The 17,300-nt window shown below is 48.4% G+C and carries 7 protein-coding genes, 11 tRNA genes and 6 rRNA genes; 22 read left to right on the top strand and 2 right to left on the bottom strand.

What is annotated here, in order from left to right:
• Positions 1–334: 334 nt before the first annotated feature.
• From AUO94_RS08375 to AUO94_RS08305, 15 genes are all read left to right on the top strand, one after another.
• Positions 335–1,884, top strand: a 16S ribosomal RNA gene (locus AUO94_RS08375).
• A gap of 198 nt (positions 1,885–2,082) precedes the next feature.
• Positions 2,083–5,015 (top strand): 23S ribosomal RNA (locus AUO94_RS08370).
• 138 nt (positions 5,016–5,153) lie between these two features.
• Positions 5,154–5,269: ribosomal RNA gene (gene rrf / locus AUO94_RS08365) — 5S ribosomal RNA — on the top strand.
• Positions 5,270–5,279: 10 nt separating this feature from the next.
• Positions 5,280–5,355 (top strand) — tRNA-Val (locus AUO94_RS08360).
• Positions 5,356–5,367: 12 nt separating this feature from the next.
• Positions 5,368–5,443, top strand: a tRNA-Thr gene (locus AUO94_RS08355).
• A gap of 7 nt (positions 5,444–5,450) precedes the next feature.
• Positions 5,451–5,526, top strand: a tRNA-Lys gene (locus tag AUO94_RS08350).
• Positions 5,527–5,546: 20 nt separating this feature from the next.
• Positions 5,547–5,631, top strand: a tRNA-Leu gene (locus AUO94_RS08345).
• Between the two features lie 5 nt (positions 5,632–5,636).
• A tRNA-Gly gene (locus tag AUO94_RS08340) sits at positions 5,637–5,711 on the top strand.
• A gap of 29 nt (positions 5,712–5,740) precedes the next feature.
• Positions 5,741–5,829 (top strand) — tRNA-Leu (locus tag AUO94_RS08335).
• Between the two features lie 31 nt (positions 5,830–5,860).
• A tRNA-Arg gene (locus AUO94_RS08330) sits at positions 5,861–5,937 on the top strand.
• Between the two features lie 26 nt (positions 5,938–5,963).
• Positions 5,964–6,040: transfer RNA gene (locus AUO94_RS08325), tRNA-Pro, on the top strand.
• Between the two features lie 6 nt (positions 6,041–6,046).
• Positions 6,047–6,122, top strand: a tRNA-Ala gene (locus AUO94_RS08320).
• Between the two features lie 235 nt (positions 6,123–6,357).
• Positions 6,358–7,907 (top strand): 16S ribosomal RNA (locus tag AUO94_RS08315).
• Between the two features lie 121 nt (positions 7,908–8,028).
• Positions 8,029–8,105, top strand: a tRNA-Ile gene (locus AUO94_RS08310).
• Between the two features lie 8 nt (positions 8,106–8,113).
• Positions 8,114–8,189, top strand: a tRNA-Ala gene (locus tag AUO94_RS08305).
• Here the strand turns inward: AUO94_RS08305 and AUO94_RS17695 are convergent.
• Positions 8,160–8,291, bottom strand: coding sequence for a hypothetical protein (locus AUO94_RS17695; protein ID WP_257721246.1), 132 nt, complete (start codon positions 8,289–8,291; stop codon positions 8,160–8,162). The genes AUO94_RS08305 and AUO94_RS17695 overlap by 30 nt on opposite strands.
• 19 nt (positions 8,292–8,310) lie before the next feature.
• On the opposite strand from AUO94_RS17695, the gene AUO94_RS08300 reads away from it, so the two are divergent.
• The 3 genes from AUO94_RS08300 to AUO94_RS17795 all read left to right on the top strand — a co-directional run bounded on the left by AUO94_RS08300 (position 8,311) and on the right by AUO94_RS17795 (position 11,961).
• Positions 8,311–11,243, top strand: a 23S ribosomal RNA gene (locus AUO94_RS08300).
• Between the two features lie 139 nt (positions 11,244–11,382).
• Positions 11,383–11,498 (top strand): 5S ribosomal RNA (gene rrf / locus AUO94_RS08295).
• The 16S, 23S and 5S rRNA genes sit together here with 11 tRNA genes alongside, the layout of an rRNA operon.
• 316 nt (positions 11,499–11,814) lie before the next feature.
• Entirely contained in the window at positions 11,815–11,961 is a 147-nt protein-coding gene (locus AUO94_RS17795) for a hypothetical protein (protein ID WP_156423935.1), read from the top strand.
• 29 nt (positions 11,962–11,990) lie between these two features.
• Here AUO94_RS17795 and AUO94_RS17790 read toward each other — a convergent pair whose 3' ends face one another.
• Positions 11,991–12,254, bottom strand: coding sequence for a hypothetical protein (locus AUO94_RS17790; protein WP_169793168.1), 264 nt, complete (start codon positions 12,252–12,254; stop codon positions 11,991–11,993).
• 484 nt (positions 12,255–12,738) lie between these two features.
• Here AUO94_RS17790 and AUO94_RS08285 point away from each other — a divergent pair, with 484 nt between their 5' ends.
• From AUO94_RS08285 to AUO94_RS08270, 4 genes are read left to right on the top strand one after another with little or no spacing between them, the layout of a single operon-like run.
• A complete protein-coding gene (locus AUO94_RS08285) occupies positions 12,739–13,209 on the top strand; it encodes a CtsR family transcriptional regulator (RefSeq protein ID WP_058386761.1) in 471 nt (156 codons plus the stop codon).
• A gap of 12 nt (positions 13,210–13,221) precedes the next feature.
• Entirely contained in the window at positions 13,222–13,755 is a 534-nt protein-coding gene (locus AUO94_RS08280; protein WP_058386760.1) for a UvrB/UvrC motif-containing protein, read from the top strand.
• A complete protein-coding gene (locus AUO94_RS08275) occupies positions 13,745–14,836 on the top strand; it encodes a protein-arginine kinase McsB (protein WP_058386759.1) in 1,092 nt (363 codons plus the stop codon). Before AUO94_RS08280 ends, AUO94_RS08275 begins: the two co-directional genes overlap by 11 nt.
• On the top strand, positions 14,833–17,295 hold the full coding sequence (locus AUO94_RS08270; protein ID WP_058386758.1) for an ATP-dependent Clp protease ATP-binding subunit: 2,463 nt from the start codon (positions 14,833–14,835) through the stop codon (positions 17,293–17,295). Before AUO94_RS08275 ends, AUO94_RS08270 begins: the two co-directional genes overlap by 4 nt.
• Positions 17,296–17,300 lie beyond the last annotated feature (5 nt).

Genomic DNA, 17,300 nt, shown 5'->3' with positions numbered 1-17,300 from the left:
TAAATCGGTGATTTTTTAAAAAAGTACTTGTATCTATTTCGAAACGATGCTATACTATTTCTTGTCGCGTTTTTCATAATAAAAGATGCGAAGAAAACATTAACAAAAAAGTTGTTGACTTCTGAATGAGAAGTTGGTAATATTGAAAAGTCGCCATTACAGAAACGGCGAACAACTTGAACCTTGAAAACTGAACAGCAAAACGTCAACAAATAGCAACGGCCGCGCAAAACGGCCCGCGCAAAACTTACTGATCAGCATCACGCAGATCAAAGCGAATCGTGCGTCTTCGGACGGCGATACGCCAGCAGTATTGAGCAATCAACACTACTCTATAATGGAGAGTTTGATCCTGGCTCAGGACGAACGCTGGCGGCGTGCCTAATACATGCAAGTCGAGCGGAACTTTGGGAGCTTGCTCCCATTGTTTAGCGGCGGACGGGTGAGTAACACGTGGGCAACCTGCCCTGCAGATCGGGATAACTCCGGGAAACCGGTGCTAATACCGAATAGTTTGCGGCCTCTCCTGAGGCTGTACGGAAAGACGGTTTCGGCTGTCACTGCAGGATGGGCCCGCGGCGCATTAGCTAGTTGGTGGGGTAATGGCCTACCAAGGCGACGATGCGTAGCCGACCTGAGAGGGTGATCGGCCACACTGGGACTGAGACACGGCCCAGACTCCTACGGGAGGCAGCAGTAGGGAATCTTCCGCAATGGACGAAAGTCTGACGGAGCAACGCCGCGTGAGTGACGAAGGTTTTCGGATCGTAAAACTCTGTTGTGAGGGAAGAACAAGTACCAAGTAACTACTGGTACCTTGACGGTACCTCACCAGAAAGCCACGGCTAACTACGTGCCAGCAGCCGCGGTAATACGTAGGTGGCAAGCGTTGTCCGGAATTATTGGGCGTAAAGCGCGCGCAGGCGGTTCCTTAAGTCCGATGTGAAAGCCCACGGCTCAACCGTGGAGGGTCATTGGAAACTGGGGAACTTGAGTGCAGAAGAGGAAAGTGGAATTCCATGTGTAGCGGTGAAATGCGTAGAGATGTGGAGGAACACCAGTGGCGAAGGCGACTTTCTGGTCTGTAACTGACGCTGAGGCGCGAAAGCGTGGGGAGCAAACAGGATTAGATACCCTGGTAGTCCACGCCGTAAACGATGAGTGCTAAGTGTTAGGGGGTTTCCGCCCCTTAGTGCTGCAGCTAACGCATTAAGCACTCCGCCTGGGGAGTACGGCCGCAAGGCTGAAACTCAAAGGAATTGACGGGGGCCCGCACAAGCGGTGGAGCATGTGGTTTAATTCGAAGCAACGCGAAGAACCTTACCAGGTCTTGACATCCCACTGACCGGTGTAGAGATACACTTTTCCCTTCGGGGACAGTGGTGACAGGTGGTGCATGGTTGTCGTCAGCTCGTGTCGTGAGATGTTGGGTTAAGTCCCGCAACGAGCGCAACCCTTGATCTTAGTTGCCAGCATTCAGTTGGGCACTCTAAGGTGACTGCCGGTGACAAACCGGAGGAAGGTGGGGATGACGTCAAATCATCATGCCCCTTATGACCTGGGCTACACACGTGCTACAATGGACGGTACAAAGGGCTGCAACCCCGCGAGGGCAAGCCAATCCCAGAAAACCGTTCTCAGTTCGGATTGCAGGCTGCAACTCGCCTGCATGAAGCCGGAATCGCTAGTAATCGTGGATCAGCATGCCACGGTGAATACGTTCCCGGGCCTTGTACACACCGCCCGTCACACCACGAGAGTTTGTAACACCCGAAGTCGGTGAGGTAACCCTTGTGGAGCCAGCCGCCGAAGGTGGGACAGATGATTGGGGTGAAGTCGTAACAAGGTAGCCGTATCGGAAGGTGCGGCTGGATCACCTCCTTTCTAAGGATAAATTCGGAACCGAGCTTGGCTCGGGGTTGACGTTTTGCGTTCAGTTTTGAAGGTTCACCTTCAGGCGGCAACGCCTTTTTTTGTGACTTTCACTCTTGTTCTTTGAAAACTGGATAAAACGACATTGAAACAAATGCAAGTAATTCAAGTACGCGTGACGATTTCGTCACAACTTTTTAATTAACCAGTGGTTAAGTTAGAAAGGGCGCACGGTGGATGCCTTGGCACTAGGAGCCGAAGAAGGACGGCACTAACACCGATATGCTTCGGGGAGCTGTAAGTGAGCTGTGATCCGGAGATTTCCGAATGGGGGAACCCACTGCCTTTAATCGGGTAGTATCCATGTGTGAATCTATAGCACATGAGAAGGCAGACCCAGGGAACTGAAACATCTAAGTACCTGGAGGAAGAGAAAGCAAATGCGATTCCCTGAGTAGCGGCGAGCGAAACGGGATCAGCCCAAACCAAGAGGCTTGCCTCTTGGGGTTGTAGGACACTCTATACGGAGTTACAAAAGATAGGATTAGGCGAAGCGACCTGGAACGGTCCGCCGCAGCGGGTAACAGCCCCGTAGCCGAAAACCCTATCCCTCCAGAGTGGATCCTGAGTACGGCGGAACACGTGAAATTCCGTCGGAATCTGGGAGGACCATCTCCCAAGGCTAAATACTTCCTAGTGACCGATAGTGAACCAGTACCGTGAGGGAAAGGTGAAAAGCACCCCGGAAGGGGAGTGAAATAGATCCTGAAACCGTGTGCCTACAAGTAGTCAAAGCCCGTTAATGGGTGATGGCGTGCCTTTTGTAGAATGAACCGGCGAGTTACGATTGCATGCAAGGTTAAGCTGAGAAGGCGGAGCCGCAGCGAAAGCGAGTCTGAATAGGGCGACAGAGTATGCAGTTGTAGACCCGAAACCAGGTGATCTACCCATGTCCAGGGTGAAGGTAAGGTAACACTTACTGGAGGCCCGAACCCACGCACGTTGAAAAGTGCGGGGATGAGGTGTGGGTAGCGGAGAAATTCCAATCGAACCTGGAGATAGCTGGTTCTCTCCGAAATAGCTTTAGGGCTAGCCTCAAGATTGAGAATCCTGGAGGTAGAGCACTGTTTGGACTAGGGGCCCATCCCGGGTTACCGAATTCAGACAAACTCCGAATGCCAGTGATTTATGCTTGGGAGTCAGACTGCGAGTGATAAGATCCGTAGTCAAGAGGGAAACAGCCCAGACCACCAGCTAAGGTCCCCAAATATCCGTTAAGTGGAAAAGGATGTGGCGTTGCTTAGACAACCAGGATGTTGGCTTAGAAGCAGCCATCATTTAAAGAGTGCGTAATAGCTCACTGGTCGAGTGACACTGCGCCGAAAATGTACCGGGGCTAAACGGATTACCGAAGCTGTGGATGGATCTCGTTAGAGATCCGTGGTAGGAGAGCGTTCTAAGGGCGTTGAAGTCAGACCGGAAGGACTGGTGGAGCGCTTAGAAGTGAGAATGCCGGTATGAGTAACGAAAGACGGGTGAGAATCCCGTCCACCGAATGCCTAAGGTTTCCTGAGGAAGGCTCGTCCGCTCAGGGTTAGTCGGGACCTAAGTCGAGGCCGATAGGCGTAGACGATGGACAACAGGTTGATATTCCTGTACCACCTCCCCGCCGTTTGAGCAATGGGGGGACGCAGAAGGATAAGGAGAGCGTGCCGTTGGTTGTGCACGTCCAAGCAGTGAGGCGTGAAATGAGGCAAATCCCATTTCTGATACGTTGAGCTGTGACGGCAAGAGGGTTTACCCTTGAGTCCCTGATTTCACACTGCCAAGAAAAGCCTCTAGCGAGGCGGGAGGTGCCCGTACCGCAAACCGACACAGGTAGGCGAGAAGAGAATTCTAAGGTGAGCGAGTGAACTCTCGTTAAGGAACTCGGCAAAATGACCCCGTAACTTCGGGAGAAGGGGTGCTCTGGTAGGGTGAATAGCCCGAGAGAGCCGCAGTGAATAGGCCCAGGCGACTGTTTAGCAAAAACACAGGTCTCTGCAAAACCGTAAGGTGACGTATAGGGGCTGACGCCTGCCCGGTGCTGGAAGGTTAAGAGGAGTGCTTAGCGCAAGCGAAGGTGCGAATTGAAGCCCCAGTAAACGGCGGCCGTAACTATAACGGTCCTAAGGTAGCGAAATTCCTTGTCGGGTAAGTTCCGACCCGCACGAAAGGCGTAACGATCTGGGCACTGTCTCAACGAGAGACTCGGTGAAATTATAGTACCTGTGAAGATGCAGGTTACCCGCGACAGGACGGAAAGACCCCGTGGAGCTTTACTGTAGCCTGATATTGAATTTTGGTGCAACTTGTACAGGATAGGTAGGAGCCTGAGATTCCGGAGCGCTAGCTTCGGAGGAGGCGTCAGTGGGATACTACCCTGGTTGTATTGAAATTCTAACCCACAAGCCTGATCGGCTTGGGAGACAGTGTCAGGCGGGCAGTTTGACTGGGGCGGTCGCCTCCTAAAGAGTAACGGAGGCGCCCAAAGGTTCCCTCAGAATGGTTGGAAATCATTCGTAGAGTGTAAAGGCAGAAGGGAGCTTGACTGCGAGACGTACAGGTCGAGCAGGGTCGAAAGACGGGCTTAGTGATCCGGTGGTTCCGCATGGAAGGGCCATCGCTCAACGGATAAAAGCTACCCCGGGGATAACAGGCTTATCTCCCCCAAGAGTCCACATCGACGGGGAGGTTTGGCACCTCGATGTCGGCTCATCGCATCCTGGGGCTGTAGTCGGTCCCAAGGGTTGGGCTGTTCGCCCATTAAAGCGGTACGCGAGCTGGGTTCAGAACGTCGTGAGACAGTTCGGTCCCTATCCGTCGCGGGCGCAGGAAATTTGAGAGGAGCTGTCCTTAGTACGAGAGGACCGGGATGGACACACCGCTGGTGTACCAGTTGTTCTGCCAAGGGCATCGCTGGGTAGCTATGTGTGGCCGGGATAAGTGCTGAAAGCATCTAAGCACGAAGCCCCCCTCAAGATGAGATTTCCCATTGCGCAAGCAAGTAAGATCCCTCAAAGACGATGAGGTAGATAGGTTCGAGGTGGAAGCGTAGCGATACGTGCAGCTGACGAATACTAATCGATCGAGGACTTAACCAACACACTGTATGCGAAAAACTTGCTTGTTTCACCCGTCGTTTATCCAGTTTTGAAAGAATAAGCCCAAGTTTTTGTAAAAAAAGCTTGAAAAAACCAGTACTACTGGTATAATAAATCTTGTCTTTCAAAACCAAATAGTCCAGTGATGATGGCAAAGAGGCCACACCCGTTCCCATCCCGAACACGGCAGTTAAGCTCTTTTGCGCCGATGGTAGTTGGGGGTTTCCCCCTGTGAGAGTAGGACGTCGCTGGGCAATATATATCGGAGGATTAGCTCAGCTGGGAGAGCATCTGCCTTACAAGCAGAGGGTCGGCGGTTCGATCCCGTCATCCTCCACCATTTATTTCTTTTGCCGGAGTAGCTCAGTTGGTAGAGCAACTGACTTGTAATCAGTAGGTCGAGGGTTCGACTCCTTTCTCCGGCACCACTTTTTCGAGCCATTAGCTCAGCTGGTAGAGCATCTGACTTTTAATCAGAGGGTCGAAGGTTCGAATCCTTCATGGCTCACCATTTTAATTTTATATTGCCACGCGGGTGTGGCGGAACTGGCAGACGCACTAGACTTAGGATCTAGCGCCTTCGGGCGTGGGGGTTCGACTCCCTTCACCCGCACCATTTTTGCGGAAGTAGTTCAGTGGTAGAACGCCACCTTGCCAAGGTGGAGGTCGCGAGTTCGAACCTCGTCTTCCGCTCCATATTTATTTGCACGTGATACCGACCCTTAGCCGGGGTGGCGGAACTGGCAGACGCACAGGACTTAAAATCCTGCGGTAGGTGACTACCGTACCGGTTCGATTCCGGTCCTCGGCACCATCTTTTCACGAAATAGTGAATAGCATCATATGCGCCCGTAGCTCAATTGGATAGAGTACTTGACTACGAATCAAGCGGTTAGAGGTTCGAGTCCTCTCGGGCGCACCATATTTTTATACTCAGCAACTCAAGTTCGGGAAGTAGCTCAGCTTGGTAGAGCACTTGGTTTGGGACCAAGGGGTCGCAGGTTCGAATCCTGTCTTCCCGACCAAACAATGGGGCCTTAGCTCAGCTGGGAGAGCGCCTGCCTTGCACGCAGGAGGTCAGCGGTTCGATCCCGCTAGGCTCCACCAATTATTTAACTTTGAACCTTGAAAACTGAACAGCAAAACGTCAACGAAAGACGTCACGAGCACTTCGGTGCGAGAACGGCTTTTGCGAAGTTTGCCTTATGGCAATCAGAGCAAAGTTGTTTTCCTTCTCGGTGTTCGTGACGACAACTTACTGATCAGCATCACGCAGATCAAAGCGAATCGTGCGTCTTCGGACGGCGATACGCCAGCAGTATTGAGCAATCAACACTACTCTATAATGGAGAGTTTGATCCTGGCTCAGGACGAACGCTGGCGGCGTGCCTAATACATGCAAGTCGAGCGGAACTTTGGGAGCTTGCTCCCATTGTTTAGCGGCGGACGGGTGAGTAACACGTGGGCAACCTGCCCTGCAGATCGGGATAACTCCGGGAAACCGGTGCTAATACCGAATAGTTTGCGGCCTCTCCTGAGGCTGCACGGAAAGACGGTTTCGGCTGTCACTGCAGGATGGGCCCGCGGCGCATTAGCTAGTTGGTGGGGTAATGGCCTACCAAGGCGACGATGCGTAGCCGACCTGAGAGGGTGATCGGCCACACTGGGACTGAGACACGGCCCAGACTCCTACGGGAGGCAGCAGTAGGGAATCTTCCGCAATGGACGAAAGTCTGACGGAGCAACGCCGCGTGAGTGACGAAGGTTTTCGGATCGTAAAACTCTGTTGTGAGGGAAGAACAAGTACCAAGTAACTACTGGTACCTTGACGGTACCTCACCAGAAAGCCACGGCTAACTACGTGCCAGCAGCCGCGGTAATACGTAGGTGGCAAGCGTTGTCCGGAATTATTGGGCGTAAAGCGCGCGCAGGCGGTTCCTTAAGTCCGATGTGAAAGCCCACGGCTCAACCGTGGAGGGTCATTGGAAACTGGGGAACTTGAGTGCAGAAGAGGAAAGTGGAATTCCATGTGTAGCGGTGAAATGCGTAGAGATGTGGAGGAACACCAGTGGCGAAGGCGACTTTCTGGTCTGTAACTGACGCTGAGGCGCGAAAGCGTGGGGAGCAAACAGGATTAGATACCCTGGTAGTCCACGCCGTAAACGATGAGTGCTAAGTGTTAGGGGGTTTCCGCCCCTTAGTGCTGCAGCTAACGCATTAAGCACTCCGCCTGGGGAGTACGGCCGCAAGGCTGAAACTCAAAGGAATTGACGGGGGCCCGCACAAGCGGTGGAGCATGTGGTTTAATTCGAAGCAACGCGAAGAACCTTACCAGGTCTTGACATCCCACTGACCGGTGTAGAGATACACTTTTCCCTTCGGGGACAGTGGTGACAGGTGGTGCATGGTTGTCGTCAGCTCGTGTCGTGAGATGTTGGGTTAAGTCCCGCAACGAGCGCAACCCTTGATCTTAGTTGCCAGCATTCAGTTGGGCACTCTAAGGTGACTGCCGGTGACAAACCGGAGGAAGGTGGGGATGACGTCAAATCATCATGCCCCTTATGACCTGGGCTACACACGTGCTACAATGGACGGTACAAAGGGCTGCAACCCCGCGAGGGCAAGCCAATCCCAGAAAACCGTTCTCAGTTCGGATTGCAGGCTGCAACTCGCCTGCATGAAGCCGGAATCGCTAGTAATCGTGGATCAGCATGCCACGGTGAATACGTTCCCGGGCCTTGTACACACCGCCCGTCACACCACGAGAGTTTGTAACACCCGAAGTCGGTGAGGTAACCCTTGTGGAGCCAGCCGCCGAAGGTGGGACAGATGATTGGGGTGAAGTCGTAACAAGGTAGCCGTATCGGAAGGTGCGGCTGGATCACCTCCTTTCTAAGGATAAATTCGGAACCGAGCTTGGCTCGGGGTTGACGTTTTGCGTTCAGTTTTGAAGGTTCATTTTTAATGGCGACATTGAATTGATCTTCTATCAGTATTACAATTATACTCAAGAGGGCCTATAGCTCAGCTGGTTAGAGCGCACGCCTGATAAGCGTGAGGTCGATGGTTCGAGTCCATTTAGGCCCACCATTCTTCTTGGGGCCTTAGCTCAGCTGGGAGAGCGCCTGCCTTGCACGCAGGAGGTCAGCGGTTCGATCCCGCTAGGCTCCACCAATCATTTTGCAAGTAGAAATGATGACTTTGTTCTTTGAAAACTGGATAAAACGACATTGAAACAAATGCAAGTAATTCAAGTACGCGTGACGATTTCGTCACAACTTTTTAATTAACCATTGGTTAAGTTAGAAAGGGCGCACGGTGGATGCCTTGGCACTAGGAGCCGAAGAAGGACGGCACTAACACCGATATGCTTCGGGGAGCTGTAAGTGAGCTGTGATCCGGAGATTTCCGAATGGGGGAACCCACTGCCTTTAATCGGGTAGTATCCATGTGTGAATCTATAGCACATGAGAAGGCAGACCCAGGGAACTGAAACATCTAAGTACCTGGAGGAAGAGAAAGCAAATGCGATTCCCTGAGTAGCGGCGAGCGAAACGGGATCAGCCCAAACCAAGAGGCTTGCCTCTTGGGGTTGTAGGACACTCTATACGGAGTTACAAAAGATAGGATTAGGCGAAGCGACCTGGAACGGTCCGCCGCAGCGGGTAACAGCCCCGTAGCCGAAAACCCTATCCCTCCAGAGTGGATCCTGAGTACGGCGGAACACGTGAAATTCCGTCGGAATCTGGGAGGACCATCTCCCAAGGCTAAATACTTCCTAGTGACCGATAGTGAACCAGTACCGTGAGGGAAAGGTGAAAAGCACCCCGGAAGGGGAGTGAAATAGATCCTGAAACCGTGTGCCTACAAGTAGTCAAAGCCCGTTAATGGGTGATGGCGTGCCTTTTGTAGAATGAACCGGCGAGTTACGATTGCATGCAAGGTTAAGCTGAGAAGGCGGAGCCGCAGCGAAAGCGAGTCTGAATAGGGCGACAGAGTATGCAGTTGTAGACCCGAAACCAGGTGATCTACCCATGTCCAGGGTGAAGGTAAGGTAACACTTACTGGAGGCCCGAACCCACGCACGTTGAAAAGTGCGGGGATGAGGTGTGGGTAGCGGAGAAATTCCAATCGAACCTGGAGATAGCTGGTTCTCTCCGAAATAGCTTTAGGGCTAGCCTCAAGATTGAGAATCCTGGAGGTAGAGCACTGTTTGGACTAGGGGCCCATCCCGGGTTACCGAATTCAGACAAACTCCGAATGCCAGTGATTTATGCTTGGGAGTCAGACTGCGAGTGATAAGATCCGTAGTCAAGAGGGAAACAGCCCAGACCACCAGCTAAGGTCCCCAAATATCCGTTAAGTGGAAAAGGATGTGGCGTTGCTTAGACAACCAGGATGTTGGCTTAGAAGCAGCCATCATTTAAAGAGTGCGTAATAGCTCACTGGTCGAGTGACACTGCGCCGAAAATGTACCGGGGCTAAACGGATTACCGAAGCTGTGGATGGATCTCGTTAGAGATCCGTGGTAGGAGAGCGTTCTAAGGGCGTTGAAGTCAGACCGGAAGGACTGGTGGAGCGCTTAGAAGTGAGAATGCCGGTATGAGTAACGAAAGACGGGTGAGAATCCCGTCCACCGAATGCCTAAGGTTTCCTGAGGAAGGCTCGTCCGCTCAGGGTTAGTCGGGACCTAAGTCGAGGCCGATAGGCGTAGACGATGGACAACAGGTTGATATTCCTGTACCACCTCCCCGCCGTTTGAGCAATGGGGGGACGCAGAAGGATAAGGAGAGCGTGCCGTTGGTTGTGCACGTCCAAGCAGTGAGGCGTGAAATGAGGCAAATCCCATTTCTAATACGTTGAGCTGTGACGGCAAGAGGGTTTACCCTTGAGTCCCTGATTTCACACTGCCAAGAAAAGCCTCTAGCGAGGCGGGAGGTGCCCGTACCGCAAACCGACACAGGTAGGCGAGAAGAGAATTCTAAGGTGAGCGAGTGAACTCTCGTTAAGGAACTCGGCAAAATGACCCCGTAACTTCGGGAGAAGGGGTGCTCTGGTAGGGTGAATAGCCCGAGAGAGCCGCAGTGAATAGGCCCAGGCGACTGTTTAGCAAAAACACAGGTCTCTGCAAAACCGTAAGGTGACGTATAGGGGCTGACGCCTGCCCGGTGCTGGAAGGTTAAGAGGAGTGCTTAGCGCAAGCGAAGGTGCGAATTGAAGCCCCAGTAAACGGCGGCCGTAACTATAACGGTCCTAAGGTAGCGAAATTCCTTGTCGGGTAAGTTCCGACCCGCACGAAAGGCGTAACGATCTGGGCACTGTCTCAACGAGAGACTCGGTGAAATTATAGTACCTGTGAAGATGCAGGTTACCCGCGACAGGACGGAAAGACCCCGTGGAGCTTTACTGTAGCCTGATATTGAATTTTGGTGCAACTTGTACAGGATAGGTAGGAGCCTGAGATTCCGGAGCGCTAGCTTCGGAGGAGGCGTCAGTGGGATACTACCCTGGTTGTATTGAAATTCTAACCCACAAGCCTGATCGGCTTGGGAGACAGTGTCAGGCGGGCAGTTTGACTGGGGCGGTCGCCTCCTAAAGAGTAACGGAGGCGCCCAAAGGTTCCCTCAGAATGGTTGGAAATCATTCGTAGAGTGTAAAGGCAGAAGGGAGCTTGACTGCGAGACGTACAGGTCGAGCAGGGTCGAAAGACGGGCTTAGTGATCCGGTGGTTCCGCATGGAAGGGCCATCGCTCAACGGATAAAAGCTACCCCGGGGATAACAGGCTTATCTCCCCCAAGAGTCCACATCGACGGGGAGGTTTGGCACCTCGATGTCGGCTCATCGCATCCTGGGGCTGTAGTCGGTCCCAAGGGTTGGGCTGTTCGCCCATTAAAGCGGTACGCGAGCTGGGTTCAGAACGTCGTGAGACAGTTCGGTCCCTATCCGTCGCGGGCGCAGGAAATTTGAGAGGAGCTGTCCTTAGTACGAGAGGACCGGGATGGACACACCGCTGGTGTACCAGTTGTTCTGCCAAGGGCATCGCTGGGTAGCTATGTGTGGCCGGGATAAGTGCTGAAAGCATCTAAGCACGAAGCCCCCCTCAAGATGAGATTTCCCATTGCGCAAGCAAGTAAGATCCCTCAAAGACGATGAGGTAGATAGGTTCGAGGTGGAAGCGTAGCGATACGTGCAGCTGACGAATACTAATCGATCGAGGACTTAACCAACACATTGTATGCGAAAAACTTGCTTGTTTCACCTGTCGTTTATCCAGTTTTGAAAGAATAAGCCCAAGTTTTTGTAAAAAAAGCTTGAAAAAAACCAGTACCACTGGTATAATAAACCTTGTCTTTCAAAACCAAATAGTCCAGTGATGATGGCAAAGAGGCCACACCCGTTCCCATCCCGAACACGGCAGTTAAGCTCTTTTGCGCTGATGGTAGTTGGGGGTTTCCCCCTGTGAGAGTAAGACGTCGCTGGGCACATGAAAAAAAGTCGTTACCGATTTCGGTAACGGCTTTTTTGTATGGAAAAAATTAGAGCGCGATAAAAAATGGTAGTTGATAAGTTAAGTATGTTTATTGAAGAAAATGAAGAATGATGCCTTCATCTTTATTGGGTCTACTGATAGTACTTCAATAAGAAATGTAGCTGATATTTCGAAATAGAACAGTGACTAAAGAGTCTTGAAGCTGAATTGCTTCAAGGGTTTTTTAAAAATTGATTCCGTTAGTCAGTCATCGTAGAAATGATTAATCCATCTGCCTGCAATCCATCTTTACAAAGGAGTTCATTGGAATGTTCATTCAAGGCGCGCTGGGAAGGCGGGCCAATATCCGCAAAATAAATCGATATGTCGTACCGGTCGCACTATGGTTCCAATTGGAAAATTCCTTGCCACAATCAAACTTGATGGAATTAAACAAATTTCTTGGAACTCTTTGAAACCATTTATTCAACGGGGATTTAGTACCTCACGGCTTACGTCCTGCAGGTACCAAGGTGATGATCACTTTCGTCAGTCTTTCAACCCGTGTGATTACTGCACTTTTGTGGGGAGCGCCTGCAATGGTGTTGCCTCGGATATGCTCGAACTTTTTCTGGAACGAAGGATAATTGGCTTTTCTTTCAGAAATATGCCGTTGGAACGCCTTTTGCATCGGCGTTCCTGGTAGCCGTTGAGCTTTCGTTTCCCTTGTATTGGGTGCGGCAACATCAAGAAACCGCCTTTTGAACATGCGCTAGAGCGTGCGAATGGAATCATCTCTGCGTGGCCTAGAGTGACTTCTAGTGTTCAGTCCTGAGCTACCAAGTTTCTGATATAGATTTTTTATTACTTCGGTAAAGCAACTAAAAGGCGCCCACAGAGTTTCTTGTTTTTGGGACTAGGTTTAATAATCGCGGGTTGAGTGGCTCGGTTTCAGGAAATTGATGACATTGTAATTGGCTGCAGGAAGCGATTCAGACGTTTGGCAATTTGCGCCACAGGTAGGCTTCCATCACCGGTTCATCCGTGATCGCTCCTCCATTTTTCTTTGGTCGGAAAATACATAGTGAATTTACTACGAATGGCTTTTTTAGTTGTCGAACTTAAGTTTACAATCGGTGTGAGTAATCCTTTCGATACTTACTATTTGATATCTCTAAAAAGCTTGGTGTATAATTAAGTCAAATATAGTCAAAGTCAATTTCATCATATTATGTATTAAAGAGGTGAAGACGGTGCGAAACATTTCGGATGTAATTGAAGGTTATTTAAGACAAGTTATCGAATTAAGCGAGAGAGATCATATTGAAATTAAACGCAGTGAAGTTGCTGAAAAATTTCAATGTGTTCCTTCTCAAATAAATTATGTCATTAATACTCGATTCACTGTTGATCGTGGGTATTTAGTAGAAAGTAAGCGTGGCGGCGGTGGATATATTCGTATTAAGAGAATTAGACTTCATCAAAAATCAGACGTAATTGCAGAAGTAATACAGAGGTTGGAACATGGAGCTACTCAAGTAATGGCAGAAGACATTGTTTTTAGGCTACTGGATGAAGAGATTGTTTCTAAACGAGAGGCAAAACTAATTCTAAGCGCAGTAGATCGTTCAACTCTTCTGTTGGCTCTTCCGATACGTGATGAAGTCCGTGCACGGATTCTTATAGCGATGCTTTTTACAATTAAATATGAATCGAACACTTAAAGAGGTGAAAAGATGATTTGTACCCAGTGCGGAGAACGTTCTGCATCAGTAATAGTGAAAAAACAGCAGCTAGGACAGGTGATGGAGCTTCAGTTATGCCATATCTGTGCTGCTGAAAATCATAGTATCAATATTGCTTTTGAACAGGATCCATTAGCTATTCACCAACTATTATCGAATTGGTTCCCTAATTCGCAAGCGACTATTAGCAGGCCCAAAAAAGAAGTGGCTATTTGTCCTTCTTGTGGCTTTACTTTTTCACATTTTCTAAAGCTTGGAAAATTTGGATGTGCTTCCTGTTATGATACATTTTCGTCACAACTCAATGAAATATTCAAGCGATTTCATAATGGCAATACAGAACATACGGGAAAAATACCCGCTTCTTACGGATCAACGTTAAAAATTAAAAAAGAGATTGAAAAACTTCGAAAGCAAATGCAGGTATCAATTCAAGAAGAAGAATTTGAAGAAGCTGCAAGATTAAGAGACGAGGTAAAACGATTAAACGTAACGCTTGAGGGAGGTTCACCAGATGGCAGTTGAACGGTTTCTCCAACCTCGGGCAAGCAGCTGGATGGCCAATGATGGTAGCAATGTAGATATTGCAATGAGTACAAGAATTAGATTAGCTAGAAATTTGAATGATTTTAAGTTCCCGTATGCCTTTACAGAAGACGAAGCACTTAAAGTGGATAAAGAAATTTCCTCTGTATTATTAGATAAAGGTAGTGAGTTAGATTATACTTTTAGCCATATCAATATTGACGAACTTGCCCAATTACAAAAAGAAGTACTTGTAGAAAAACATTTAATTAGTCCTTACCTTATGAATAGCTATCACCCGGGCTCTGTTTTATTGTCTGAAAACGAAGAGTTGAGTATTATGGTAAATGAAGAAGATCATTTGCGGATTCAAAGCTTGCAATCTGGATTTCAGCTTCAAAAAGCTTATCAAATAGCAAGTGAACTAGATACGTTACTAGAAAAGAATTTGTCTTATGCCTTTCATGAGAAGTATGGGTATCTGACTAGCTGTCCGACCAATGTTGGCACTGGAATGAGAGCTTCGGTTATGCTTCATTTACCGGCTTTGACTATGTCTCATCAGATTCAACGGATTATTCCCGCGATCTCAAGGCTTGGTATGGTAGTACGTGGCATTTATGGAGAAGGTAGCGAGGCGTTAGGAAATGTTTATCAAATATCCAATCAATTAACGCTTGGTAAATCAGAATATGAAATTCTTCAAGATTTGGAGAATATGACAGAACAGATTATCCAGCAAGAACGTAAAGCACGTGAAGCCATATTGTTAAACTCACCTTTAATGTTAGAGGACCGGGTGTATCGTTCGCTTGGTGTTCTTACCCATTCGAGACTGCTGACGACGGAAGAAGCTGCGACTTGTCTGTCAGATGTTCGATTGGGTATTGATTTAAAGATGATTCAAAATATGAATATGTCGATTTTGAATGAATTAATGATTTTTATGCAGCCAGCATTTCTGCAGCAATATGCAGACAAGCCACTGCAACCGAAAGAACGTGACTTTGCCCGGGCAAAGTTGTTCCGGGAGCGATTGAATAAAATAGATATGAATAGTGAAGGAGAGGATCTTGCATGATGTTTAATCGATTTACACAACGCGCACAAAAAGTTCTTCAATTAGCTCAAGAAGAGGCCATTCGCATGAAACATGAATCAATCGGTACAGAGCATATTCTTCTCGGTTTGATTCGTGAAGGTGGCGGTATTGCCGCAAAAGCTCTAGAAGCGATTGAAGTGAACACACAGTTGATCGAAGAAGGTGTTAAAGAATTAGTGGGTGTTGGCGAAAAAGACGTTGGTCCAATCGTTCATTACACGCCAAGAGCAAAAAAAGTGATTGAGTTGTCAGTTGATGAGTCCCGTAAATTGGGCCATTCTTATATAGGTACAGAGCATTTACTGTTAGCGCTTATTCGTGAAGGAGAAGGCGTTGCGGCTCGTGTGTTAGGAAATGCAGGTGTTAGCTTGAATAAGGCGCGCCAGCAAGTGTTGCAGCTTCTAGGGAGCAATGAGCAGGCATCAACAGGTACGAGTCCGAATGCTTCGGCAAACACACCAACTTTAGACGGCTTAGCTCGTGATTTAACGCAAGTCGCTCGTGAAGGTGGATTAGATCCTGTAATCGGCAGAAGTGATGAGATTACACGTGTCATTGAAGTGTTGAGCCGTAGAACAAAAAACAACCCGGTGTTAATTGGTGAGCCTGGTGTTGGTAAAACAGCGATTGCTGAAGGATTGGCTCAGCAAATCGTTAACAACGAAATTCCAGAAACGTTGCGCGACAAGCGCGTTATGGTTTTGGATATGGGGACAGTAGTTGCTGGAACAAAATACCGTGGTGAATTTGAAGATCGATTGAAAAAAGTGATGGATGAAATTCGTCAGGCAGGGAATGTGATTCTGTTTATCGATGAGCTTCATACATTAATCGGTGCTGGCGGTGCAGAAGGTGCAATTGATGCATCTAATATTTTAAAACCGTCACTATCACGCGGGGAACTTCAGTGTATTGGTGCGACAACGTTAGATGAGTACCGCAAATACATTGAAAAAGATGCAGCTCTTGAGCGTCGTTTCCAGCCAATTCAAGTAGATGAGCCTTCAGTAGAAGAATCAATTCAAATTATCCGTGGCTTGCGTGATCGTTATGAAGCGCATCACCGTGTGAAAATTACCGATGAAGCAATTGAAGCAGCAGCTAAAATGTCGGATCGCTACATTTCGGATCGTTTCTTGCCGGATAAAGCGATTGACTTGATTGATGAGGCTGGATCGAAAGTAAGACTTCGTTCGTATACGACTCCACCAGATTTAAAAGAGTTGGAATCTCGATTAGAAGCAGCACGTTCTGAGAAAAATGAAGCAGTTCAAAGCCAAGAGTTTGAAAAAGCGGCTTCGCTACGTGATGCTGAACAGAAATTGCAAAACCAATTAGATAAAACGAAAAAAGAATGGAAAGAAAAACAAGGCAAAGAAGAGTCTGAAGTGACAGTAGAAGATATTGCGAAAGTCGTGTCTATGTGGACCGGTATTCCGGTATCGAAACTAGCACAAACAGAATCGGATAAATTATTGAACTTGGAGTCTATTCTTCATAATCGTGTGATTGGACAAAATGAAGCCGTGACGTCTATTTCAAAAGCTATCCGACGTGCCCGTGCAGGATTGAAAGATCCAAAACGTCCAATTGGATCGTTCATTTTCCTTGGACCAACCGGTGTTGGTAAAACGGAATTAGCACGTGCCCTAGCTGAGTCTATGTTTGGCGATGAAGAAGCGATGATTCGTATCGACATGTCTGAATACATGGAAAGACATTCGACTTCTCGTCTAGTCGGTTCGCCTCCAGGTTATGTGGGTTATGAAGAAGGCGGACAGTTGACGGAGAAAGTTCGCAGAAAGCCTTATTCAGTCGTCCTGCTTGATGAAATTGAAAAAGCTCATCCAGATGTCTTCAACATTCTATTGCAAGTTCTTGAAGATGGTCGATTGACGGATTCAAAAGGTCGCAGAGTCGATTTCCGTAATACGGTCATTATTATGACTTCAAACGTCGGGGCAGAAGAGCTAAAATACAATAAATACGTTGGCTTTAATTTGGATGATGCAAAAACGGATTATAAGGACATGAAAGGGAAAATGCTTGCTGAATTGAAAAAAGCATTCCGCCCAGAGTTCTTAAACCGTGTAGATGACATGATCGTCTTCCATTCTCTTGAAAAAGAAAACTTGAGAGAGATTGTGACGTTGATGACAAAACAATTGGTCGATCGCTTGAAAGAGCAGGATATCGATTTGGAGTTAACAGAAGCAGCGCTTGAAAAAGTGGCGAAAGAAGGATATGACCCAGAGTATGGAGCTCGTCCACTGCGTCGTTCACTTCAAAAACACGTAGAAGATCGTTTGTCAGAAGAGCTATTAAAAGGCACGGCTCTGTCAGGTCAAAAAATGATTTTTGATGTAGAAGGTGATGAATTTGTCGTTCGTACAAGTGAGTCTGAAAAAGAAAAAGAAGTAGTAATAGAAAAACAATAAGAACA

Origin of the sequence: Planococcus kocurii (genome assembly GCF_001465835.2) — a bacterium.
Taxonomy (GTDB): Bacteria; Bacillota; Bacilli; order Bacillales_A; family Planococcaceae; genus Planococcus; species Planococcus kocurii.
Note: the sequence above shows the minus strand (reverse complement) of the source record. Positions and strands in the feature narration are given on the sequence as shown.